This window comes from Burkholderia pyrrocinia (genome assembly GCF_001028665.1).
Lineage (GTDB): Bacteria > Pseudomonadota > Gammaproteobacteria > Burkholderiales > Burkholderiaceae > Burkholderia > Burkholderia pyrrocinia.
Genome location: NZ_CP011504.1, coordinates 236501 through 259461, shown reverse-complemented (window position 1 = coordinate 259461; position 22961 = coordinate 236501). Strand labels below are relative to the sequence as shown.

20 protein-coding genes are annotated in these 22961 nt (G+C 68.6%); 12 read left to right on the top strand and 8 right to left on the bottom strand.

Annotated features, from left to right (window positions below; all coding sequences use genetic code 11):
* Nucleotides 1-33 precede the first annotated feature (33 nt).
* From ABD05_RS17500 to ABD05_RS17475, 6 genes are all read left to right on the top strand, one after another.
* Nucleotides 34-2259 carry a polysaccharide biosynthesis tyrosine autokinase gene (locus tag ABD05_RS17500; protein ID WP_047901440.1) on the top strand — a complete coding sequence of 742 codons (2226 nt, stop codon included), beginning with the start codon at nucleotides 34-36 and terminating at the stop codon, nucleotides 2257-2259.
* A 62-nt stretch (nucleotides 2260-2321) separates the two neighbouring features.
* Nucleotides 2322-3281: a glycosyltransferase family 2 protein gene (locus tag ABD05_RS17495; protein WP_047901439.1), complete on the top strand. Its 960-nt coding sequence runs from the start codon at nucleotides 2322-2324 to the stop codon at nucleotides 3279-3281.
* 127 nt (nucleotides 3282-3408) lie between these two features.
* Entirely contained in the window at nucleotides 3409-4545 is a 1137-nt protein-coding gene (locus tag ABD05_RS17490; RefSeq protein ID WP_047901438.1) for a glycosyltransferase family 4 protein, read from the top strand.
* Nucleotides 4546-4555: 10 nt separating this feature from the next.
* A complete protein-coding gene (locus ABD05_RS17485; protein ID WP_047901437.1) occupies nucleotides 4556-6022 on the top strand; it encodes an O-antigen ligase family protein in 1467 nt (488 codons plus the stop codon).
* Entirely contained in the window at nucleotides 6019-7203 is a 1185-nt protein-coding gene (locus ABD05_RS17480; protein ID WP_047901436.1) for a glycosyltransferase family 4 protein, read from the top strand. The genes ABD05_RS17485 and ABD05_RS17480 overlap by 4 nt, the downstream gene beginning before the upstream one ends.
* Nucleotides 7203-8369 carry a glycosyltransferase family 4 protein gene (locus ABD05_RS17475; RefSeq protein ID WP_047903617.1) on the top strand — a complete coding sequence of 389 codons (1167 nt, stop codon included), beginning with the start codon at nucleotides 7203-7205 and terminating at the stop codon, nucleotides 8367-8369. Before ABD05_RS17480 ends, ABD05_RS17475 begins: the two co-directional genes overlap by 1 nt.
* Before the next feature lie 137 nt (nucleotides 8370-8506).
* On the opposite strand, the gene ABD05_RS17470 is transcribed toward ABD05_RS17475, so the two are convergent.
* Entirely contained in the window at nucleotides 8507-9730 is a 1224-nt protein-coding gene (locus tag ABD05_RS17470) for an MFS transporter (RefSeq protein WP_047901435.1), read from the bottom strand.
* A gap of 153 nt (nucleotides 9731-9883) precedes the next feature.
* On the opposite strand from ABD05_RS17470, the gene ABD05_RS17465 reads away from it, so the two are divergent.
* A complete protein-coding gene (locus ABD05_RS17465) occupies nucleotides 9884-10354 on the top strand; it encodes a winged helix-turn-helix transcriptional regulator (protein WP_175804802.1) in 471 nt (156 codons plus the stop codon).
* Between the two features lie 17 nt (nucleotides 10355-10371).
* Here the strand turns inward: ABD05_RS17465 and ABD05_RS17460 are convergent, their stop codons facing one another.
* The 3 genes from ABD05_RS17460 to ABD05_RS17450 form a co-directional block, all read right to left on the bottom strand.
* The gene (locus tag ABD05_RS17460) at nucleotides 10372-11811 is read right to left on the bottom strand and encodes an MFS transporter (RefSeq protein ID WP_047901433.1); all 1440 of its coding nucleotides are present in this window, start codon (nucleotides 11809-11811) and stop codon (nucleotides 10372-10374) included.
* A 228-nt stretch (nucleotides 11812-12039) separates the two neighbouring features.
* Complete coding sequence (locus ABD05_RS17455; protein WP_047901432.1) at nucleotides 12040-12813, bottom strand: helix-turn-helix transcriptional regulator; 774 nt, start codon at nucleotides 12811-12813, stop codon at nucleotides 12040-12042.
* 25 nt (nucleotides 12814-12838) lie between these two features.
* Complete coding sequence (locus ABD05_RS17450; protein ID WP_006479474.1) at nucleotides 12839-13180, bottom strand: FKBP-type peptidyl-prolyl cis-trans isomerase; 342 nt, start codon at nucleotides 13178-13180, stop codon at nucleotides 12839-12841.
* Nucleotides 13181-13760: 580 nt separating this feature from the next.
* Between ABD05_RS17450 and ABD05_RS17445 the strand changes: the two genes are divergently transcribed.
* Complete coding sequence (locus ABD05_RS17445) at nucleotides 13761-14678, top strand: metal-dependent hydrolase (protein WP_047903616.1); 918 nt, start codon at nucleotides 13761-13763, stop codon at nucleotides 14676-14678.
* Between the two features lie 461 nt (nucleotides 14679-15139).
* Nucleotides 15140-16621 carry a sigma-54 dependent transcriptional regulator gene (locus ABD05_RS17440; RefSeq protein WP_047901431.1) on the top strand — a complete coding sequence of 494 codons (1482 nt, stop codon included), beginning with the start codon at nucleotides 15140-15142 and terminating at the stop codon, nucleotides 16619-16621.
* 39 nt (nucleotides 16622-16660) lie between these two features.
* Here the strand turns inward: ABD05_RS17440 and ABD05_RS17435 are convergent, their stop codons facing one another.
* The gene (locus ABD05_RS17435) at nucleotides 16661-17047 is read right to left on the bottom strand and encodes a GtrA family protein (protein ID WP_047901430.1); all 387 of its coding nucleotides are present in this window, start codon (nucleotides 17045-17047) and stop codon (nucleotides 16661-16663) included.
* Nucleotides 17048-18212: 1165 nt separating this feature from the next.
* A complete protein-coding gene (locus ABD05_RS17430) occupies nucleotides 18213-18995 on the bottom strand; it encodes an ABC transporter substrate-binding protein (protein WP_047901429.1) in 783 nt (260 codons plus the stop codon).
* 247 nt (nucleotides 18996-19242) lie between these two features.
* Here ABD05_RS17430 and ABD05_RS17425 point away from each other — a divergent pair, with 247 nt between their 5' ends.
* On the top strand, nucleotides 19243-19662 hold the full coding sequence (locus ABD05_RS17425) for an MbcA/ParS/Xre antitoxin family protein (protein ID WP_047901428.1): 420 nt from the start codon (nucleotides 19243-19245) through the stop codon (nucleotides 19660-19662).
* A gap of 2 nt (nucleotides 19663-19664) precedes the next feature.
* Complete coding sequence (locus ABD05_RS17420) at nucleotides 19665-20360, top strand: RES family NAD+ phosphorylase (RefSeq protein ID WP_047901427.1); 696 nt, start codon at nucleotides 19665-19667, stop codon at nucleotides 20358-20360.
* 332 nt (nucleotides 20361-20692) lie between these two features.
* Here ABD05_RS17420 and ABD05_RS17415 read toward each other — a convergent pair whose 3' ends face one another.
* Nucleotides 20693-21424, bottom strand: a complete 732-nt coding sequence (locus ABD05_RS17415) for a metallophosphoesterase (RefSeq protein WP_047901426.1) — start codon at nucleotides 21422-21424, stop codon at nucleotides 20693-20695.
* A gap of 139 nt (nucleotides 21425-21563) precedes the next feature.
* Between ABD05_RS17415 and ABD05_RS17410 the strand changes: the two genes are divergently transcribed.
* Nucleotides 21564-22217, top strand: coding sequence for a DUF1345 domain-containing protein (locus ABD05_RS17410; protein ID WP_047901425.1), 654 nt, complete (start codon nucleotides 21564-21566; stop codon nucleotides 22215-22217).
* A gap of 6 nt (nucleotides 22218-22223) precedes the next feature.
* Here ABD05_RS17410 and ABD05_RS17405 read toward each other — a convergent pair whose 3' ends face one another.
* Complete coding sequence (locus tag ABD05_RS17405; RefSeq protein WP_047903615.1) at nucleotides 22224-22892, bottom strand: glutathione S-transferase; 669 nt, start codon at nucleotides 22890-22892, stop codon at nucleotides 22224-22226.
* Between the last annotated feature and the right edge of the window lie 69 nt (nucleotides 22893-22961).

The following is a 22961-nucleotide window of genomic DNA, read 5'->3' as shown; positions in this document are numbered from 1 at the left end:
GCCTCCGCCCCGGCACCACTCAAGCGGGAACGAATGGTGAACACGCAAGCGAAACACTCCTACGCGGATCTGTCCGTGAAAACCGAGGAAGAGGACGTCGTCCTCGGCCAGTTGCTCCAGGTCATCATGGACGACATCTGGCTGCTGCTCGGCATCGCGGTGACCGTCATCGCGCTCGCCGGCCTCTACTGCTACATCGCGAAGCCGGTGTATCAGGCCGACGTGCACGTGCGGGTCGAGAGCAACGACAACACGTCGCAGGCGCTCACGCAGACGCAGACCGGCGCGACGATCAACACCGGTCCGCAGCAGGCGCAGACCGATGCGGAAATCGAGATCATCAAGAGCCGCGGCGTCGTCGCGCCGGTCGTCGAGCAGTTCAAGCTGAACTTCTCGGTCGTGCCGAAGACGCTGCCCGTGATCGGCAGCCTCGCCGCGCGCGTCGCGACGCCGGGCACGCCGGCACGGCCGTGGCTCGGCCTGAAATCGTATGCGTGGGGCGGTGAAGTCGCCGACGTCGATTCGATCAGCGTCGCGCCCGCGCTCGAAGGCAAGAAGCTGACGCTGACGGCCGGCCCGAACGACACGTATTCGATCGTCGACCAGAACGGCACCCGGCTGCTGGCGGGCCAGGTCGGCGAATCGGCGCAGGGCGGCGGCGTGACGCTGCTCGTGAAGAAGCTCGTCGCGCGCCCCGGCACGCAGTTCACAGTGGTCCGCTACAACGATCTCGATGCGATCGGCGGCTTCCAGGCCGGTATCCAGGTGAGCGAGCAGGGCAAGCAGACGGGCGTCGTGCAGATCTCGCTCGAAGGCAAGGACCCGGACCAGACCGCCGCGATCGCGAACGCGCTCGCGCAGTCGTACCTGAACCAGCACGTGATTGCGAAGCAGGCCGAAGCGACCAAGATGCTCGACTTCCTGAAGGGCGAGGAACCGCGCCTGAAGTCCGACCTCGAACGCGCGGAAGCCGCGCTGACGCAGTACCAGCGCACGTCGGGCTCGATCAACGCGAGCGACGAGGCGAAGGTCTACCTCGAGGGCAGCGTGCAGTACGAGCAGCAGATCGCCGCGCAGCGCCTGCAGCTCGCGTCGCTCGCGCAGCGCTTCACCGAATCTCACCCGATGGTGATCGCCGCGAAGCAGCAGCTCGCGGAGCTGCAGGGCGAGAAGGACAAGTACAGCAACCGCTTCCGCAGCCTGCCGGCGACCGAAGTGAAGGCCGTCCAGCTCCAGCGCGACGCGAAGGTCGCCGAGGACATCTACGTGCTGCTGCTGAACCGCGTGCAGGAACTGTCGGTGCAGAAGGCCGGCACGGGCGGCAACATCCACCTCGTCGATTCGGCGCTGCGCCCGGGCGATCCGGTCAAGCCGAAGAAGGTGCTGATCCTGTCGGCCGCCGTGTTCCTGGGGCTGATTCTCGGCACGGGCGTCGTGTTCCTGCGCCGCAACCTGTTCCAGGGCATCGAGGATCCCGATCGCGTCGAGCGCACCTTCAACCTGCCGCTGTACGGGCTGGTGCCGCAAAGCGCCGAGCAGGTGAAGCTCGACGCCGCGGCCGAGAAGAGCGGCAGCCGCGCGCGGCCGATCCTCGCGAGCCTGCGTCCGAAGGATCTCAGCGTCGAGAGCCTGCGCAGCCTGCGCACCGCGATGCAGTTCGCGATGATGGATGCGAAGAACCGCGTGATCGTGCTGACAGGCCCGACGCCCGGCATCGGCAAGAGTTTCCTGGCGGTCAACCTCGCGGTGCTGCTCGCGCATTCGGGCAAGCGTGTGCTGCTGATCGACGCCGACATGCGTCGCGGCCTGCTCGACCGCTACTTCGGCCTTACCGCGCAGCCGGGCCTGTCCGAGCTGCTGAGCGACCAGTCGCCGCTGGAGGATGCCGTGCGCGAAACGCCGGTGCAGGGCCTGTCGTTCATCGCGGCCGGCACGCGCCCGCCGAACCCGTCGGAGCTGCTGATGTCGACGCGCCTGCCGCAATACCTCGAAGGGCTCAGCAAGCGCTACGACGTCGTGCTGATCGATTCGCCGCCGGTGCTGGCGGTGACCGACGCGACCATCATCGGCCGCATGGCCGGCTCGACGTTCCTCGTGCTGCGCTCGGGCATGCACACCGAAGGCGAGATCGCCGACGCGATCAAGCGCCTGCGCACCGCGGGCGTCGATCTGGAAGGCGGGATCTTCAACGGCGTGCCGCCGAAGGCGCGCGGCTACGGCCGCGGTTATGCGGCCGTGCACGAATACCTGAGCGCCTGACCGCAGTGCGCGAAACTGGGCCGGCGCGCAGCGCGCCAGCCCGGCCGACTGGAGAACCATCGATGAAAATTTCCGTGCTCGTTCCGACCTACCGGCGCCCGGCCGACCTCGCGCGCTGCCTGCTGGCGCTGCAGCGGCAGCAGCGGCTGCCCGACGAGGTGATCGTCGTCGCGCGCCCGGAGGACGACGCCACGCACGAACGGCTCGCCGATCCGGCGGTCGGCGGCGCGCTGCCGCTGCGCATCGTGCCGGTCGACGTGCCGGGGCAGGTCGCCGCGCTGAACAAGGGGCTCGACTCGGCGAACGGCGACATCGTCGCGATCACCGACGACGATGCGGCGCCGCGTCCCGACTGGCTGGCGCGCGTCGAGTCGGCATTCCAGGCCGATCCGCGCGTGGGTGCGGTCGGCGGGCGCGACTGGGTGCACGAGAAAGGCCGCCTGCTCGACGAGTCGCGCGAACGCGTCGGCCAGCTCACGCTGTCCGGCAAGATCGTCGGCAATCATCACCTCGGCGTCGGCGGCACGCGCGAAGTCGACATGCTGAAAGGCGCGAACATGAGCTACCGCCGCACCGCGATCGAACGGCTGCGTTTCGACACGCGGCTGCGCGGCGCCGGTGCGCAGATGCACAACGACATGGGTTTCAGCATGCACGTGCAGCGCGCCGGCTGGAAGCTCGTCTACGACCCGGCGATCGCGGTCGATCATTTCCCGGCCGAGCGCTTCGACGACGACCGGCGCGATGCCGCGTCGCTGAATGCGATCAGCAACGGCGCGTACAACATGCATCTGATCCTGCGCGAGCATCTGCCGCCGCTTCGGCGCGAGATCGCGTGGTGGTGGTGGACGCTGGTCGGCACGCGCGTCTATCCGGGGTTCGCGCACGTGCTGCTGTCGCTGCACACGGCGCAGCGCGACCGGATCCGCGAGCATTGGCGCGCGGTGCGCCGCGGCGCACGCGATGCACGCCGCGCGAACCTTGCCTCCCATCGTGCGGCGATGCCGCCGGTGACGTCTTGAACGGGCTGCGCGCATCGCGCGCGGTAACCCCCGGAGGGCTCGAAATGAAACAACCCCCACGCGCGCCTTGCGCTCTGCCCCCCGAGGGGGCGGTCAGCCTCCTTGGGGCGGCCCGGCGGAGGCTGACATGACTTCAACAAACGTTCACGTCCACCTGTTTTACGGCGCCGATCCGCGTACCTATCGGAAAGGCGAGAACATCGGCTGCCTGTACGGTTATCACCATGCCGAATCCGACGAGTTCCGGCTGACGTATTCGCAGGACGGCGGCGAGAGCCGTGTCGCCAGCCTCGCGCGCCGCGCGCTAAAGGCGGCGCTCGGCTTCGACGTCGTGCATGCATGGCGCAACCGCGCCGCGCTGCTGAACACCGATGTGATCTGGACGCACACCGAGCAGGAGCACCTCGCCGCTTCGCTGATCCTGAAGTTCGCCGGTGCGCAGGGCAAGCGCCCGCTGCTGCTCGCGCAGAGCGTGTGGCTGTTCGACAAGTGGAGCAGCTTCGGCGGCCCGCGCCGCTGGCTGTACCGCAAGCTGCTTGCGCGCGCCGATGCGTTGACCACGCTCGCCCGCGACAACGCCGACCTGTGCCGCCGCTACCTCGGGCGCGATGCCGAGTTCGTCTACTACGGGCTGAACACGCAGGATTTCCCGCTTACCGAGCCGCAGCAGTGGAAACCGAACCGGCCGCTGCGGATCGCGGCGATCGGCAACGACCGCGACCGCGACTGGCGCACGTTCCTCGCCGCGTTCGGCGGCGACGAGCGCTACGACGTGCGGCTCGCGACGCGACGCCGCGTGCCGCGCGAGTGGCATGCGCCGAACGTGCAGATCGGCTCGGCGTCGGGGCTCGCGAAGCAGCACGAGCTGTACGCGTGGGCCGACGTGATCGTCGTGCCGCTGCGGCCGAACTTCCACGCGTCGGGCATCACCGTGATGCTCGAGGCGGCAGCCGTCGGCAAGCCGATGATCGTGTCCGACGTCGGCGGGCTCAGCGACTACTTCCCGCACGATACGGCCGCCTATGTGCCGGCGTTCGACGCGCAGGCGATGCGCCAGGCCGCCGACCGCTTCGTCGCCGACCCGGTTGCGGCGCTCGGCTGCGCGCGGGCCGCCGCCGCGTGCCTGCGCGAGCGCGACCTGACCACGCAGGCGTTCGCCGAGCAGCACGTGCGGATCACGCGCGACATGCTGCGCCGGCGCCGCACGCCGGCGGCCGCGGGCCTGGCGATGCCGCTGGCGGATTCGCATCCGTCGTCGCGGTGAGAGAGGATCGATGAGTACGATTGCCGCCGAACGCGCACCGTCGCGCAACCGCAGCTGGTTTGCCGAACCGAAGCACTGGATCGGGCAGGCCGGGCTGTGGTCGTTCACCGCCGCGCTGATCGCCATTCACCAGGGCAAGGTGCTGACGCTCGCGTTTCCGGTGCTGGCCATCGCGGTCGGCATCTGGCTGTATTTCAAGAGCCCGGCGCGTTATGTCGGCTTCATGTGGTGGGTGTGGTTCCTGAGCCCGGAAGTGCGCCGTCTCGCCGACTGGTCGAAGGGCGCGTTCACGCCGACCAGCCTGATCCAGGTCGCGCCGCTCGCGGTGACGATGATCGCCGGCCTGGGGCTGATCCGGCATTACCGCGTGCTCGCGCAGCGGCGCGGGATACCGGTGCTGCTGATGCTGTTCGGGCTCGCGTATGCGTATCTCGTCGGGATCGTGTCGAGCGGCGTGATGGCCGCGACTTATGACCTCGCGAACTGGGTGTATCCGGTGCTGATCGGCTTTCACATCATGGTCAACGCGCGCGACTATCCCGAGTACCGCGACGTGCTGCTGTCCACGTTCATGTGGGGCATGCTCGTGATGGGCGTGTACGGCGTCGTGCAGTATTTCGTGATGCCGCAGTGGGACGTGCTGTGGATGATCGGCTCGGACATGGGTTCGCAGGGTGAGCCGGTGCCGTACGGCGTGCGGGTATTCAGCACGATGAACTCGTCGGGGCCGTTCGCGTTCGCGATGATGGGCGCGCTGGTGTTCGTGCTCGCGGCGCCGCAGAAGATCCGCTGGTTCGCGGGCGCAGCCGGTTTCGTGTCGTTCGCGCTGTGTCTCGTGCGTTCGACGTGGGGCGGCTGGGTGATCGCACTCGCGATCCAGCTCGCGCAGTCGAACAACCGCGTGCGGATGCGGATCCTCATCAGCGGCGTCGTGCTGGTCGGGTTATGCGTGCCGCTCCTGACCGTCGGGCCGGTGGCCGATCGTCTCGGCGCGCGCCTGCAGTCGATCACGAACCTGAAGGACGACCGCAGCTACGACGACCGCAACAAGTTCTACGCCACCTTCGCGCAGACGGCGTTTACCGACGTCGCCGGCGAAGGGATGGGCGCGACGGGCGCATCGACGAAGCTGTCGAGCGACAGCGGCGAGCTCGGCAAGTACGGCAGCTTCGACAGCGGCGTGATGAACGTGCCGTTCGTGCTCGGCTGGCCCGGCACGCTGCTGTACCTCGCCGGCGTCGTGATGCTGTTCGGCCGCACGCTGCGCGCGGCGTTCAAGCTGCGCAAGGACAAGTTCGTCGGCGCGTGCCTGAGCCTGTGCCTGTCGACGTTCGCGATGCTCGTGTTCACGAACTCGCTGATCGGCACGGGCGGCCTGCTGATGTTTACAGCCATTTTTTCGATACTTTCCGCGGCGCACTGGCAGAAGTCGAAGCGCTTGCAGGTCGCCGCGCGTCTACGGGGAGGCGACCTTTGAGAATCGCGATCGTCACGCATGTCGTGCGACATAACGACGGGCAGGGCCGCGTCAATTACGAAATCGCGCGCGCGGCGCTGGCCGAGCACTACGAAGTCACGCTGGTCGCGTCGCACGTCGCGCCCGAACTGCTGGCCGACCCGCGCGTGCGCTGGGTGCCCGTGAAGGTCGGGCGCTTCTGGCCGTCGAATCTCGTCAAGCAGCAGGTGTTCGCGCTGAAGAGCGCGTGGTGGCTGCGCACGCATCGCAGCGAGTACGACGTGCTGCACGTGAACGGCTTCATCTCGTGGATCAAGGCCGACGTGAATACCGCGCACTTCGTGCACGGCGGCTGGTTCAGGAGCCCGTACTATCCGTTCGGGCTCACGAAGGGGATGTGGTCGGCTTACCAGTACGTCTATACGCGCGTGAACACCGCGCTCGAGCGCTGGGCCTACCGGCGTTCGCGTGCGATCACCGCCGTGTCGCAGAAGGTGGCCGACGAGATCGCCGCGCTCGGCATCGACAGCCGCAAGATCAGCGTGATCTACAACGGCGTCGACGGCAGTGCGTTCGCGGGCGCGCAGGCCGATCGCGCGGCGTTCAAGCTGCCGGACGACGCGTTCCTGCTGCTGTTCGTCGGCGACCTGCGCACGCCGCGCAAGAATCTCGGCACCGTGCTGAAGGCGCTGACGAAGCTGCCGGCGAACGTCCATCTGGCGGTGGCCGGCTATCTGCCGGGCAGCCCGTATCCGGACGAGGCGCGCGCGCTCGGCATCGATTCGCGCGTGCATTTCCTCGGTCTCGTGAAGAACATGCCGACGCTGATGCGCTCGGTCGACGCGTATGTGTTCCCGTCGCGCTACGAAGCGATGAGCCTGTCGCTGCTCGAGGCGATGGCGGCCGGCCTGCCGGTCGTCACCGCGCGCACTGCGGGCGGCGCGGAAATCATCACGCGCGAATGCGGGATCGTGCTGGAGGATCCGGACGATCCGGCTGCGCTCGCGCAGGCGATCGGTTCGCTGGCGGCGTCGCGCGACACCTGCCGCGCGATGGGCGACGCGGCCCGCGAACTGATGACCCGTTTCGGCTGGGCACACATGGGTGCCCAGTACGTCGCGCTTTACCGGCGCATCGGCCAACCCACGCAGCCGTCCGCTTTCGAGCGGGTCGAGCATGCAGTCACGCAGGAGCAGTCGTGATGTCCCAATCTTCCCGGCCGATCAAATCGTTGCAGATCGGCATGCACTGGTTCCCCGAACGTGCGGGCGGCCTCGACCGGATGTATTACTCGCTCGTCGGCGCGCTGCCGGGCGCGGGCGTCGAGGTGCGCGGGCTCGTCGCGGGCTCGCCGAAGGTCGCCGACGACACGGGCGGCGCGATCCAGGGCTTCGGTCCCGCGTCGCAGACGCTCGCGCGCCGGATGCTCGCCGCGCGGCGCGCATTGCGCGAGGAGATCCGCAGCGAGCGGCCGGACGTGATTTCGTCGCACTTCGCGCTGTACACGTTCCCGGGCCTCGACGTGACGCGCGGGATTCCGCAGGTGTCGCACTTCCAGGGGCCGTGGGCCGACGAAAGCCAGGTCGAGGGCGCCGCGTCGCTCGGGCAGCGCGCGAAGCGCTATCTCGAACAGGCCGTCTATACGCGCTCGTCGCGGCTGATCGTGCTGTCGCAGGCGTTCGGCCAGATCCTGACGAACCGCTACGGAATCGAACCGTCGCGTGTGCGCGTGATTCCCGGCTGCGTCGATACCGCGCAGTTCGACACGCCGCTCACGCCCGCCGAGGCGCGGCACAAGCTGCAACTGCCGCAGGACCGGCCGATCGTGCTGGCCGTGCGCCGGCTCGTGCGGCGCATGGGGCTGGAGGACCTGATCGACGCGATCGGCCTCGTCAAGCACCGTCACCCGGACGTGCTGCTGCTGATCGCCGGCAAGGGCAAGATCGGCGAGGAGCTGCAGCAGCGCATCGACGCGGCAGGGCTGCAGGACAACGTGAAGCTGCTCGGTTTCGTGCCCGACCATCATCTCGCGGCGCTGTACCGCGCGGCGACGGTCAGCGTCGTGCCGACGGTCGCGCTCGAAGGCTTCGGGCTGATCACCGTCGAATCGCTCGCGTCCGGCACGCCCGTGCTGGTCACGCCGGTCGGCGGGCTGCCGGAGGCGGTTGCCGGGCTGTCCAGCGATCTCGTGCTGCCGTCGACCGGCGCGGACGCGATCGCGGAAGGGCTTGGTGGCGCGCTGTCGGGCGCGATCGCGCTGCCCGACGAGGCCGCGTGCAAGCGTTATGCGCGCGATCATTTCGACAACGCGGTGATCGCGCGGCGCGTCGCCGGCGTGTACGAAGAGGCGATCCAGGCGGCAGGCTGAGCGCCCGCGGCGCGCACCGTGCGTGCCGAACCGAAGATCGAACCGGCGCGCATGCGCGGCCGGTTCGTGCGCCGGCCGCCCGTTACGGGCGCGCCGGCTTTTCTCGTTCGATCCGCATCGCCGGCACGCGTCACGCGTCACGCGCGCCTGAGCGTCGCGGCCCACACGCCGAGCGCGGCCACGCTCACGACCGCGCCGAGCGCGCAGACGCCGGTCCATCCGGCGCGCGCATACATCATCGTCGATGCGATCGCACCGAGCCCGCTGCCGGCCGAGTAGAACAGCATGTAGCAGCCGACGAGGCGCGCATGCGCGTCGGGCCGCGTGCCGAGAATCATGCTCTGGTTGACGACGTGGACGGCTTGCCCGCCGACGTCGAGCAGCACGATGCCGACGATCAGCAGCGCAATCGACGTATTGGCGAACGCGAGCGGCAGCCACGAGCACGCGAGCAGTGCGAGCGCGGCGCCGGTCGTCGCTTCGCCCCGCCCGCGATCGGCGAGCCGGCCTGCGCGCGTGGCCGCCGCCGCGCCCAGTGCGCCGACGAGGCCGAACGCGCCGATCTGCGTATGCGACATCGAATGCGGCGGTGCGCTCAGCGGCAGCACGAGCGCGCTCCAGAAGATGCTGAACGCCGCGAACATCAGCAGCGCGATCGCACCGCGCACGCGCAGCACGCGTTCGTCGCGGAGCAGCGACACCATCGATCGCAGCAGCGCCATGTAACCGATGCGTTCGCGCGGTCCGTTCGTGTCGGGCAGCATCCGCGACAGCACGGCGAGCATCGCGATCGCGAGCGCACCCGAGACGAGATAGACCGCGCGCCAGCCGGCGATATCGGTGACGACGCCGGCCAGCGAGCGCGCGGCCAGCAGCCCGATCACGACGCCACCCTGCGCGGCGCCCACCACGCGCCCGCGTTCGCCGGCGCCGGCCAACGCCGCCGAGCACGCGATCAGCCCTTGCGTCATTGCGGTGCCGAGCAGCCCGACCGCGACCATCCCCGCCAGCAGCGCGATGCGCGTCGATGCCGCCGCCACGCCGATGCAGGCCGCCGTCAGCAGCAGAAGCTGCACGGCGATCAGCCGCTTGCGGTTCAGCAGGTCGCCGAGCGGCACGACGAACAGCAGCGCGAGCGCGCAGCCGAGCTGCGTGGCCGTGATGACGCCGCCGACCGCGGCTTGCGACACGCCGAAATCCCGCGCGATCGAATCGAGCAGCGGCTGCGCGTAGTAGACGTTCGCGACGCTCGCCGCACAGCAGGCGGCCAGTAATGCGACGCTCGCCGCGGACAGGCGGCCGTCGCCGGCCGGATGCGCTGCGTTCGACGGAACGGTACTTGAATGACAGGAAGACGCCATGGGTTTCCTCGCGCAATGTAGTTGCAATTTGAAACCAGTGTGAGTGTAGGAAAAGTAGTTTTAAAATGCAACCTGTTGTGCGGCGGGCGATGGGCCCGCGCACGAATGGCCGGTGCTGCCGCGAGGGCGGCCGGCAGGACTGCGGAGAGGAACATGGCCAGGCAGAAGAGTCTTGCGGATTCGCCGTGCCCGGTGGCGCGGGCAACCGATATCGTCGGCGATCGCTGGGCGTTGCTGATCGTGCGCGATGCGTTCGACGGCGTGCGCCGCTTCGGCGATTTCCGCGCGAGCCTCGGCGTCGCGAGCAACATCCTGTCCGACCGGCTCAGGATGCTGGTGGACGCCGGCGTGTTCGACGTCGTGCCGGCGTCGGACGGCACCGCGTATCAGGAGTACGCGCTGACCAAGAAGGGCGAGGGGCTGTTTCCGGTCATCGTGATGCTGCGGCAGTGGGGGGAGGCGAACCTGTTCGCGCGCGGCGAGCCGCATTCGGTGCTGGTCGACCGCGACACGGGGCGCGCGATCCGCAAGCTCGCGCTGCGGCACGACGATGGCCGGCCCGTGAAGGCGGCCGACACGGTCGTGAGGAAAGTTGGCGACGAAGCGGGCGCGACGCGGCGGTGAGCATCATGCGCACCCGGTCAGTCGACGGCCGGCACCGCCCGACCCGCGGGCGATGCGCCGCGATGCGCATCGGGCCGGACCAGCGTTGCGAGCAGCGCGGCGATGACCAGCAGCGCGACCGACACGGCCGTTTCGATCCGCAACCCGTCGACGACCTGCCACGCACCGCCGCCGCCCGCGAGCGCGCCGAACGCGGCGACGCCCATCGCGCCGCCGGCCTGCCGCGCGGTATTCAGCACGGCCGACGCGATCCCGGCCCGCTCGGGCGCGACCGACGCGAGCACGGCCGTCGTCATCGCCGGTACCGCGAAACCCATTCCCAACGGAATCAGCAGGAACGGCACCAGCAGCACGGCCAGCGGCGTCGACGCATCGACGAAATGCAGCGACCCGTAGCCGAGCGCGGCGACGAGCGCGCCCGCGATCATCGGCACGCGCGGGCCGTGACGCGCGACGACCCGGCCGCTCGCGAGATTCGACAGCAGGAAGCCGCCCGTCAGCGGCAGGAACGCGAGGCCCGCCTGCAACGCCGATTCGCCGCGCGCGCGCTGCAGGTACAGCGCGAGCACGAACACGGTGCCGTAGTACGTGAGGTTCACGCAGATCCCGAACAGCACGGCCGCGCTGAACGTGCGATGGCGAAACAGCGACAGCGGCAGCATCGGCGTGGCCGTGCGCGACTCGACCGCGACGAACGCGAGCGCGGCGAGCGCCGCCAGCGCGAAGCCGCCGGCGACGACCGGGTGCGCGAAGCCGAGTGGCCGCCATTCGATCACGGCGCCGGTCAGCGCGGTCAGCATCGCGATCGCGATGAGCTGGCCGCGCAGGTCGAGCGCGCGGATGGAGCGGGTGCGCGCGGCTACCTCACGGCGTGCGGGTACCCACGCGAACGCGGCCGCGAGCCCCGCCGCGCACAGCGGCAGGTTCACGAGGAAGATGCCGCGCCAGCCCCACGCCGCGATCAGCAGGCCGCCGACGACCGGGCCGGCCGCGATCGAGATCGAGCCGGCGGCCGTCCACCAGCCGACGGCCCGCGCACGCAGGTGCGGGTCGTGCCGGCACGCGTCGTTGAGCAGCGCGAGCGAATTGGGCAGCATCGCCGCGGCGCCGACACCCTGCAGCGCGCGGGCCGCGATCAGCATCGCGGGCGCGCTCGCGGCGCCGCACGCGAGCGACGCAAGCGCGAACAGCACGAGGCCCGCGACATACAGGCGGCGCGCGCCGAAGCAGTCGCCGAGCGCGCCTCCCGACAGCATCAGTACCGCGAACGCGAGCGTGTACGCATCGACGACCCACTGCAGGCCGGCGACCGGCAAGTGCAGGTCGCCGGCGAGATGGGCGAGCGCGATGTTGACGATCGTCACGTCGAGCTGCGTGACGACGAAACCGGTGCTGACGGTCGCGACGACGCGTGCCAGCGCGGGCGGGAAGGCGGGGGAGGGAACGGTCGTATCCATGCGCCCATCGTAGGACGCGACGGGCCGGCGATGTTTCAGCGGTACGTGAAGCGTCGATACGCGCGACGCGCTGCAGCCGGGCTGCGAGCGGGAAAGAAGCGGGAACGAAGCGGGAACGAAGCGGGAACGAAGCGGGGGCGATGAAGGTTGCGGCCGAACCGGCGCGAATGTGGTTTGCCGAACCATGCCGCTACGTGGATTGACGCGTGTCCAGGGAGACGGATTCGCTCAATGCCGCTCGCCGCGCCAGCGTCCCGGCGCAACGCCGAAACGCTTCGTGAACGCATGCGTGAACGTGCTTTGGTCCGCGAAGCCGACCATGCCTGCGATATCGACGAGCGGATACCGGCCGTCGGCGAGCAGCACGATCGCCGCATCGAGCCGCAGCCGCTGCAGGTAGCGATGTGGCGTTTCGCCGAATGCATCGACGAACAGTTGATGAAACCGGCGCATCCCGTAGCCGCAGTGCGCGGCGAGATCGGCGATGCGCAGCGGCTCGGCGAGCCGTGCGCGCAGCCAGCGGTCGATGCGCGCGAAATCGAGGCCCGACGCGGGCGCGTCGATGCCGGCATCGTCGAGCAGCGCGCCGCACAGGCGCGCGGCGGCCTGCCACTGGAAACGGTGCGCGGCGGCCTGCCGCGCGTCGCCGGCCGGTGCATCGAGCTGCACGGCGGCCGCCGCGACCTGCGCGACGAGCGACGTCAGGGCCGGATCGATCGACACGGCGCGCGCACGGTCGAACAGCCGCTGCGGCACCGCGAGCGATGCCGCGGGCAGGTCGATCACGAGCTGGCGATTGTCGCCGAGGCCCGCATAGTCGTGGCGCGCGCCGGCGGGAATCAGCCAAGCCGCGTGCCGGTCGATGCGCCGGCCGATCCCGTCCACCGCCATCACCATCGCGCCATCGACGCCGAGCACGACCTGGTGGAAGTCGTGCACGTCCGACGCTTCGCACGTGTCGTAGCGGCGCAGCGCAATGGCGGGGGAGGCGATGCGTTCCATCGGAAGGAAACGGCCGGTTGCGTCGTCAGACGTCGAGCAGTTCGACTTCGAACACGAGCGTCGCGTTCGGCGGAATCACGCCGCCTGCGCCGCGCGGGCCGTAGCCGAGTTGCGGCGGGATCGTCAGGCGACGCACGCCGCCGACCTTCATGCCCTGCACGCCTTCGTCCCAGCCCTTGATGACCATGCCGCCGCCGAGCACGAACGCGAACGGGTCGTTGCGGTCCTTGCTCGAATCGAATTTCTGACCGTCGGTCAGCCAGCCCGTGTAGTGGACGCTGACGGTCTTGCCGGCTTGCGCTTCCGCGCCGGTGCCTTCGGTCAGGTCTTCGTATTTGAGGCCCGATTCGGTCGTGATGACAGACATGACTTCTCCTGAAAGAGGTTGCGTAAAACCGCTATTGTAGGCGAGCGCGCAGCGGGTCGCCGCACGTGGCTTTCACCCGCCGGCACGCGTGTCGCGGACGGCTGCGGGACGCCGCGCCGACGACCGCCGAAAACATGAATGGAACGCGCGTTTGAATTTTTCACGGGCCGCGCGACCGAGGTTGCACCGCGCGAGTGCGCCGCGCGTATGAATCGGTGCTACCCGGGCAGTATTCCGCATCCCGCGCACCGCCGATGGATTCCTCGGAACGCCCGTCGCACGGGGCTTTCGCGCCGATGTCGGGATGCAGCGCCGACTGCCTCGCCTCGCTCGCAGGCCGACGAGTGCGTTCGAATCGAAGCCCGTCCGGGCGCGGTTCGAACGCCGTTTTTTCCGCCTTTTTGACCGTGCCCTGTTTGGAAGCGCGCATCTACCGCGCGGCTTGCACGCGCCGGCGCGGGCGGCCTATCTTTACATCTGTCGATGTCAAGATTTTGGCGGTGCGCGATGTGCCGCCCGGGCCTGCGCCGGCCGCGTCGGACGACGCGCCGGGCCGCTCCGGAACAGGAGAACGATGAACATGAAGTCAGCCGTTTCCGCCACCGCAGCCGGGATCATGCCGGTGCGCCGCGACCTGCGCTTCGACCTGCCGGTCGAACGCGCGAAGGACTGGCATGGCCTCGGGTCGCACGTGACCCATTTCTTCAACGCGCTGTCGCTGCTGTTTCCGGCCGGCGAGCGCTTCTTCATGGATTCGGTGCGCAATTACCGCGACCGGATCGACGATCCCGTGCTGAAGCAGCAGGTGCTCGGCTTCATCGGCCAGGAGGCGATGCATACGCGCGAGCACATCGAATACAACGAGCTGATGCAGGCGAACCGTTTGCCCGCACGCAAGCTCGACAAGCGCGTGTGGGCGGTGCTCGGCTACATGAAGCGCAAGCTGCCGCATTCGGTGCAGCTCGCGCATACGGTCGCGGCGGAACACTATACGGCGATGCTCGCCGACTGGCTGCTGCGCGACCCGACGCGCCTCGAAGGTTCGGTCGAAGGCTACCGGCAGATGTGGATATGGCATGCGCTGGAGGAAACCGAGCACAAGGCCGTGTCGTTCGACGTGTGGAATGCCGCGATGAAGCCGGGGCTGCGCCGTTACCTGATCCGCATCGGCGTGTATCTGCTGACGACGCTGACGTTCTGGCCGACCGTGTTCCTGATGCACGCGACGCTGCTGTGGCGCGATCGCGGCGCCGGACATCACGTGCGCGGGATGCTGCGGATGATCGCGTTCCTGTACGGGCCGCGCCGCGGGCTGTTCCCGCGCATCGCGGGCGAATGGCTGAGCTTTTTCCGGCCGGGCTTCCATCCGTGGGATCACGACAACCATCACCATCTCGCGCGGGTCGACGCGCTCGTCGACACCTACGGCGACCACGGCGGCACCCTGGCCGGCCGTGGCCGCGCGAACGCGCTGGCGCCGGTCGCGTCAGGTCGCTGACACAATCCGCCGCTCCGCCATGGGCGGCGTCGGGCCGCGCATGTTGCGTTCCTGCATCAGCCGGCTTCCTCTGACGATTGACGGAAGTCGATCGGAGCCGGTTGCGCGGGCGTCCGGCGGTCCGGTCGACCGCCCTCGCGTGCCTGTCCCAGGTAGCCGATTCCGCGTGCACCGCATCGCACGCGAACGCCGCGCGCCAGCACCGGCGCGGCTTTGCGCGCAGCGCGCCGGCCCGTTCCGGGTTCGCGCCGTGCACGCTACAGGGATAACACCCATCTAGCCGCAGGCCGGCCGCATCGATATACCGTTCATGACAATGTCCACCTCACGCACGATTCATGCACGGGGGGATTTTATTCGTACCGAAATGCGGCCAATATGTCGGTTCAATCATGGTCCGTCGTTCGCGGCGGCGAGTCGTCGAGCCGGCGCGCGATACCAACGCCAAGCGGGGAACAACGATGGTTGCAAGGTCACCCGACGCAGACGGGCATGCGGCGCCCGAGATGACGCAAGTATCCGTCACCGCTCCCGAGGCCGGCCGCAAGCTGTTCGTGATCATGCGTGCGCCCGACGAGCCGTTGCTTGCGCAACTGCGCGGGCTCGGCTGGGAGATCGCGGTCGCGAAAACAGCCGGCGCCGCGCAGAACATGACGTCCGGCGTAAACGTCGCCGCCGGGCTGGTCGATTTCACGGGGTTCACGTCACGCGACTATCCGGCACTGAAGGCGTGCCTGAGCCAGCCGGCGATCGGCTGGATTTCGATTGCGCAGGCCGGCATCACGATCGGTCCAGCCGTGCGCGAACTGATCCGCAGCTACTGTTTCGATTACGTGACGCTGCCGCTGCCCTACGAATGGATTTCGCATGTGCTCGGCCATGCGCGCGGGATGGCCGCGCTCGACCGCGTCGACGGCGCAGCCTATGCGGCGTCGATCGGCGAACACGGGATGATCGGCAACTGCGAGGCGATGCAGCAGTTGTTCAGCACGATCCGCAAGGTCGCGAAGACCGATGCCAGCGTGTTCATCTCCGGCGAGTCGGGCACCGGCAAGGAACTGACGGCGCTCGCGATTCACGAGCGTTCCGTCCGCGGCAAGGGGCCGTTCGTCGCGATCAACTGCGGTGCGATTCCGCATCACCTGCTGCAGTCGGAACTGTTCGGCTATGAGCGCGGCGCGTTCACCGGCGCGAACCAGCGGCGCGCGGGCCGGATCGAATCGGCGAACGGCGGCACGCTGTTTCTCGACGAGATCGGCGACATGCCGGTCGAAAGCCAGGCGAGCCTGCTGCGTTTCCTGCAGGAAGGGAAGATCGAGCGGCTCGGCGGACAGGAATCGATCGCGGTCGACGTGCGGATCATCTCGGCGACGCACGTGGATCTCGACGGCGCGGTCGAGGCCGGGCGTTTCCGCGCGGATCTCTATCACCGCCTGTGCGTGCTGCGCATCCACGAGCCGCCGCTGCGCGCGCGCGGCAAGGACATCGACATCCTCGCGCACTACGTGCTGCAGAAGTTCAAGGCCGACAGCGGCCGCAAGATCAGCGGTTTCACGTCGGCCGCGCTCGATGCGATGCGGCGCTACGAATGGCCAGGCAATGTGCGCGAGCTGATCAACCGCGTGCGGCGCGCGATCGTGATGGCCGAGAGCCGGCTGCTGACACCGCACGATCTCGGGCTCGAGACGCCGGGCGAAACCGAACCCGTGACGCTCGAACAGGCGAGGGCGCTCGCCGAACGCACCGCGATCGAGAATGCGCTGCTGCGCAACGATCACCGGATCAACAAGGCCGCCGCCGAACTCGGCATCTCGCGCGTGACGCTCTACCGGATGATGATCGAGCACGGGCTGAACGATCACGACAACAGCGGCGGGAACGGCGACAACGGCGGGAACGACGGCGCGCCGTCCGGCGACGCGGGGCACCAGCGCGTCGGCTGAGCGGCGCGCAAGGCGCTTGAACCGGTTCGGTGTCAGGGTTCAGCGATACGTCCAGAGCCGGTGCAGCACGAACGTGACGGGCGGCACGCACAGCACGACCGCGACGACGCTCCATGCGCGCGCGAGCCCGAGCATCCCGGTGCCGTGCGCGAGCAGCATCGTGACGACGAGGCCGGCCGTTGCGACCGCGAGAAAGCGTGCGAAGTTGCCCCACGTCGCGGGCGACGAAAAACTCCACAGCGTATTGGCGAGATACGAGAACGCGGTCGAGCAGACGAACGCGGCCGCGTTCGCGATCACGGGCGTCGCATCGAACAGCGCGAACGTCGCGGCCGCGATCAGCGCATGCAGCGCGGTCGAGCAGAGGCCCGACACGCCGAAGCGGATCAGTCTGGCGCGCTCGGCGGCATAGAGGGTGCGGATCATCGACGGGCGGTCGTGCGGGCGGTGAGGTGTCGCGTGAAGCGTTGTCGCGCGGCGCGGCGTTCGCCGGTGAAGGTCGCGCGCAACGCGTGGCGCGTTTCGGCTTCGCAGTATAGCCGTGCGATCGGCAGCCGGACCGGCCGCCCCCGCCATCGCCGGCCCGGCCCGCGCACGACCAGCGGCCCCGATGCCGCCGACGGCATGTAAAGCGCATGAAACATTTCGCGTCGGCAACCGGGTGAATTTCCTCAGCGAATCGGGCCGACCGGAACGGCGCCGGTCGGTAAGAATTCCGTGCCCCATTGTTCAGCCTTATCCCGCAAGGTTTGGTCGCCACGCGGCCGGCGCGTGCCGCGCGCCGCATGTTTCAGTTTCGTAACTTCCGGCATTCGGCACCCGTTCCGGCTGCCATCCCGCGCGCCCAACCCCTTGTGCGGATGGGCGCGCGCGAAGCTGGCCCGCTCCTTGCGAATGAAGGTGTACGAAAGTCGACGACGCGAGGTCCGGCCGGTTCTGCAGCGAACCCTGTCAGTACCGGCCAGGACGCAGTCCGCGGGGATGCGGCGGCGGAGCGCGGCGCAGCAGCCGCGCTCCGGCGAGCACGGAGCGTCGTCGCCTGATCGTCGGGGCACCGGCATCGTCCGGTTGCCGGAACAAGCATCAGACTGAAAGCGGGGGTAGAAAAATGATCGATCGCCAAACGCCGCGGCCGGCTGGCCGCGATCGCAGTGATACGGGGCATCGCCGGTCGAACGTCGTTCTCGCAGCCGGCCGGCATGCATCGACAGGCCATCTCTCCGCGCCCGGTGCGAGGCGGATCCGGCTGATTCCCGGTCATCCGCGCCGGGTCGGGACTTTCCTGCACGCAGACCGGATTCGAAAGGGCATGTGCACACGGGCGCCGGTATCGCGACGCCCGATCTTCGCCTACTGAATTCGCACGCTATCCGGTCGCGTTGCTCATCGGTCACGCGAACCATTGCAAATGATCTGCGATCCGTATCAGGTTTGACGCGTTGAGTTGCGTTGCGCTGCGCGCGCGACGGAGGATGAATTCGATGCGGCGGCGAACGGCGCAATGCCGTTGCCGCCCGGTGGTGAGGGGAGGGCGGTCGGACGCGCGCGACGGGAGTGGCGGGAGTGGTGCCCGTACGCGCGCGACGCCGTTTCAGCCGCCGTAGATGTCGAAGTCGAAGTACTTCGACGCGAGCCGCTTGTAGGTGCCGTCCTTGACCATGTCGGCGATCGCGCGGTCGATCTTCGCCTTCAGGTCGGTGTCCTCCTTGCGCAGCCCGATGCCGGCGCCGATGCCGAGCACCTTCTCGTCGACGAGCTCGGGCCCGACGAACTGGTAGTTCGCGCCGCGCGGCGATTTCAGGAACCCGATCGCAGCCTGCACTTCGTCCTGGAGCGCCGCGTCGAGGCGGCCCGAGGTCAGGTCCGCGTACACACCGTCCTGGTTCTGGTACGACACGACGTTCGCGCCTTGCTTGCCCCAGTACGCCTTCGCGTACGTTTCCTGCGTCGTGCCCTGCTCGACGCCGATCGACTTGCCCTTCAGCGATTCGGGCGTCGGCAGCAGCGGCGAGCCCTTCTTCACGACGAGCCGCGTCGGCTGGTTGTAGATCTTCGTCGTGAAGCCGATCTGCTCCGCGCGCTGCGGCGTGATCGACATCGACGACAGCACCGCGTCGAACTTCTTCGCCTTCAGCGCCGGAATCATCCCGTCGAAATCGTTCTCGAGCCACACGCACTTCGCCTTCAGGTGCGCGCAGATCTCGTTGCCGAGGTCGATGTCGAAACCGACGAGCTTGCCGTCGGGCGCCTTCGACTCGAACGGCGCGTAGCTGGCATCGGTGCCGAAGCGGATCGTGGTCCAGTCCTTCGCGACGGCGGGGCCTGCGGATACCGCGAGCAGGGCGATCGAAACAGCGGCAATCAGTCTCTTCATGGTGTGTTCCTTGGCGGGGGGCTTCCGGTTCTGTGCGACACGGTTCCACGGACACGAACCGCGTCTGCGCGCGGTGTCCGCATGGCCATTAACGCAGAAAATAAAATTAGAGTCCAGAATGGACAAAAAATATCGTTTTGTCGGGTGCGCGGGGCGGCCACCGCTGGCCGATCGTCGGGTGTCGATCCTTGCAAAAATACGAAAATGGACTAGTCTTGTTAGTGAATTCATTTCGAGACTAACGATCATGTCACAGCCTGCCTACGAATCGCATTCCGCCCCGCCGCAGGCCTCGTTCGCGCAAATGTCGGCGGCTGGCCTGCGTGCGTTTTTCAACATCGCGCGCGACTGGGAACTGACGATCGACGAGCAGATCGTGCTGCTCGGGTCGCCCGGCCGTTCGACGTTCTTCAAGTGGAAGGCCGCGCCGGAATCGGCGCGGCTGCCGCGCGATACGCTCGAGCGGCTATCGCTGCTGCTCGGCATCTACAAGGCGCTGCAGATCCTGCTGCCGCAGCCGGCCTCGGCCGACGCATGGGTCAAGCGGCCCAACGACGCGGCGCCGTTCGGCGGCAAGCGCGCACTCGACCGCATGCTGGCCGGCAATGTCGGCGATCTGGTCGCCGTCCGGCAATATCTCGACGCGATGCGAGGTGGCTGGGCGTGACGATGCCGATCGAAGCAAAACAATGGCCCACGACCGCCGTCGACTGGGCACCTGCCTATCGTGTGATCCCCACCCGTTTTCCGGCCATCAACCTGTTCGACCGCGTCGCGTCGGCGGACGATTTCGACGCGCTGTACGCGCTCGAATCGCTGACCAACGACCGCATCCGCAACGAAGTCGGCACGCTCGACCTCGTGCCGCCCGCCGAGCGCCGCTACGGGCTGGGCTGGGGGCCGATCATGGCCGCGTTCACGCACCTGAATCCGCAAGGCAGCCGCTTTTCCGACGGCAGCTACGGCGTGTTCTACTGCGCCCGCTCGCGCGACACGGCGATCGCCGAAACGCGCTATCACGGCGCGCTGTTCCTGGCTGCGACGAAGGAGCCGCCGATGCGCCAGCAGATGCGGCTCTACACGGTGTTCGCGCAGGGCGACGTGGTCGACGTGCGCACGTGGCCGCAGCGCGATCCGGCGTTGCTGCATCCGCTCGATTACAGCGCGGGGCAGGCGCTCGGCCGCGAAGTGCGCAATGCGGGCGGCGCGGGGATCGTCTATCCGTCGGTGCGCGACCCGCGCGGCGAGTGCCTGGCGGCGTTTCGCACCGCGCTGCTGCGCGACTGCCATCATGCGGCCTACCTCGAATACAACTGGAACGGCTCGGCCGTCGACGCGGTGTTCGAACTCAACCAGGTCGGCTAGGGCCTGTTCCCGCTAATAACGGGCTTGCGAACGTGCCTTGCCGGCTGCAGTGCAAGAAGCAAGGAGCGCCGTTTGGCCGAGCCAAACAAGCGACGCGCGACGCCGCAATGCGGCCGGCAAGGCACGTTCCCCTGTTCTTGGAAAATACATTCGTGGGGCTGGCCACCAGAAGGGCCGATCGCTGCGTCATGCTCCTTGCGAATACGTCGAGTATTCGCTTCGTCGCAATCCTTGCGCTCGGCCCTTCTGGTGGCCAGCGCAAGCCCGTTATTAGCGGGAACAGGCCCTAGCGCTCGCTCGCGGGTCGATGCGGATGCGAGGGCGCGAGGGGATCAGGGCAGCGGCCAGTCGCCTGCGTGGCGTTCGCGCGCCTCGGCCTGCGTCATCGACCATGTGCGGCCGGTGCGCGGCTCGGCGAGCGTGAGCCGCCCGGACTGCGCGAACGCGCCGGTGTCGATGAACCACTGCGCGCCGATCCGCTGCGGTGCGCGCACGGGCGTGTGCCCGGTGCAGGTCAGCGACAGCCCGGCCTGCCGCGCCGGATCGGCGAGCCCCTGGACCAGATCGCGGCCCCAGATCAACCGCTCGCGCACGTCGTGCGAATAGCTGCCGGTGTCGAGGTCGGCGTCCGAGCCGAAGAATTCCGCATGCAGCACGTTGAAGCGCTCGGGGCCGTCGCCGATCACGCGCACCAGCGGCAGCGCGTCGACGCGTGCCGCATGCGCGTGCAGCCGTTCCGGCGGCAGGTCGGCGCCCCAGTCGCCGCCGATCCCGCGCCACGCGTCGGGCGACAGCTTGCCGCGCGACACGAGGCTCAGCACTTCCTCGTGATTGCCGCGCACGACGTGGCACCACGGGCGGTCGAGCAGGTCGAGCGTGGCTTCGGATGCAGGGCCGCGGTCGACGAGATCGCCGACCGAGAACAGGCGGTCGCGGGCCGGGTCGAAGCGGATGTCGTGCAGCAGCGCGCACAGCACGTCCACGCAGCCGTGCAGGTCGCCGACGACGAAGTCGCGGCCGGCCGTGTTCGCGGGGTGGCGGCAGAGGGGGGCGGTGGCAGTCATCCCATTATCTTAGGCGCTCGCGCCCATCGCCACGTCACGATGGAATGGCGATAATCGGGGCGCGTTACCCGCCGGCACGGCGCAGCGGGCCGCCCCGCGCGACGCTCGAACCCTTTCCATCCGCTTTCGGAATTTCACGATGACGTTTTATCCGCAGGTATTACGCAACCGGCCGCGCATGGTCGCGGCGTTCGTCGCGGGCGTGCTGTGCGCGGTGCTGCTGCCGTTTCCGCTGCGTTCGACCGTGCGTGCGCTGATCGGCTGGGATTGCGCGATCTGGCTGTATCTCGCGCTGATGTGGGTGCGCATGGTCACCGCTCACCATCACAAGGTGCGCGAAATCGCGGTCCGCGAGGATGAAAACGCGACGACCGTGCTGACGGTCGTCTGCCTCGCGACGGTCGCGAGCGTGGCCGCGATCGCGATCGAGCTGGCGACGGCCAAGGGCGTCGGGTTTCGCGCGGGGCTCGGCCATTACGCGGTGACGGGCGCGACGCTGTTCGGCGCATGGTTCCTGATCCCGACGATCTTCACGCTGCACTACGCGCGGCTCTACTACGGCTCGCCGAGCAGCGACCGCGCGCTCCGCTTCCCGGACCAGCACCCCGAACCCGATTACTGGGATTTCCTGTATTTCGCGTTCACGCTCGCGGTCGCGTCGCAGACCGCCGATGTGTCGCTGGCGAACCGCTCCGCGCGGCGCGCGGTGCTCGCGCAGTCGATCCTGTCGTTCTACTTCAACATGGCCGTGCTCGGGCTGTCGATCAACGTCGCGGCGGGGTTGCTGAGTTGACGCCGGTTACTTGAGCAGGTCGTACGGGCCGCCGCGTTCCAGCGCCCGCCGGTATGCAGGCCGCGCGTGGATCGTGTCGAGAAAACGCGCGATCGCGGGGTACCGGCTGCCGCCGACGCGCGCGGTCGCGGCTTCGAGCGGAAAGCTCATCTGGATGTCGGCCGCGCTGAAGCCGTCGCCGACGAACCACCCCGTGCGATTCAGCGCGCCGTCGATATGGCCGAGGTGCAGCGCGATCTGCGGATCGACGAAGCCCGACTGCAGCGTGTCGGCGATCTTGCGCGCGATCGGCCGTGCGAAGAACGGCATCGGCGCATGCGCGATCCGCAGCGCGACGAGCTTGAGCAGCAGCGGCGGCATCGCCGACCCTTCCGCGTAGTGCAGCCAGTACGTGTAATCGTGCCGCTCGGGCGTGCCGGGCGGCGGCGCGAGGCGCCCGTTGCCGTAGCGTTCGACCAGGTATTCGATGATCGCGCCCGATTCGGCGAACGTGCGGCCGTCGTCGGTGACGATGGGCGACTTGCCGAGCGGATGGATCGCGCGCAGCGCGGGCGGCGCGAGCATCGTTTTCGGATCGCGCTCGTAGCGCACGATCTCGTACGGCACATCCAGTTCTTCGAGCAGCCAGAGCACGCGCTGCGAGCGCGAGTTGTTCAGGTGGTGGACGGTGAGCATGTCGAGGCCGGAAGGGGGCGGGAACGACATCATACCCAGCGCGTGCGGCGTGTACGCGAATCGCGCCGC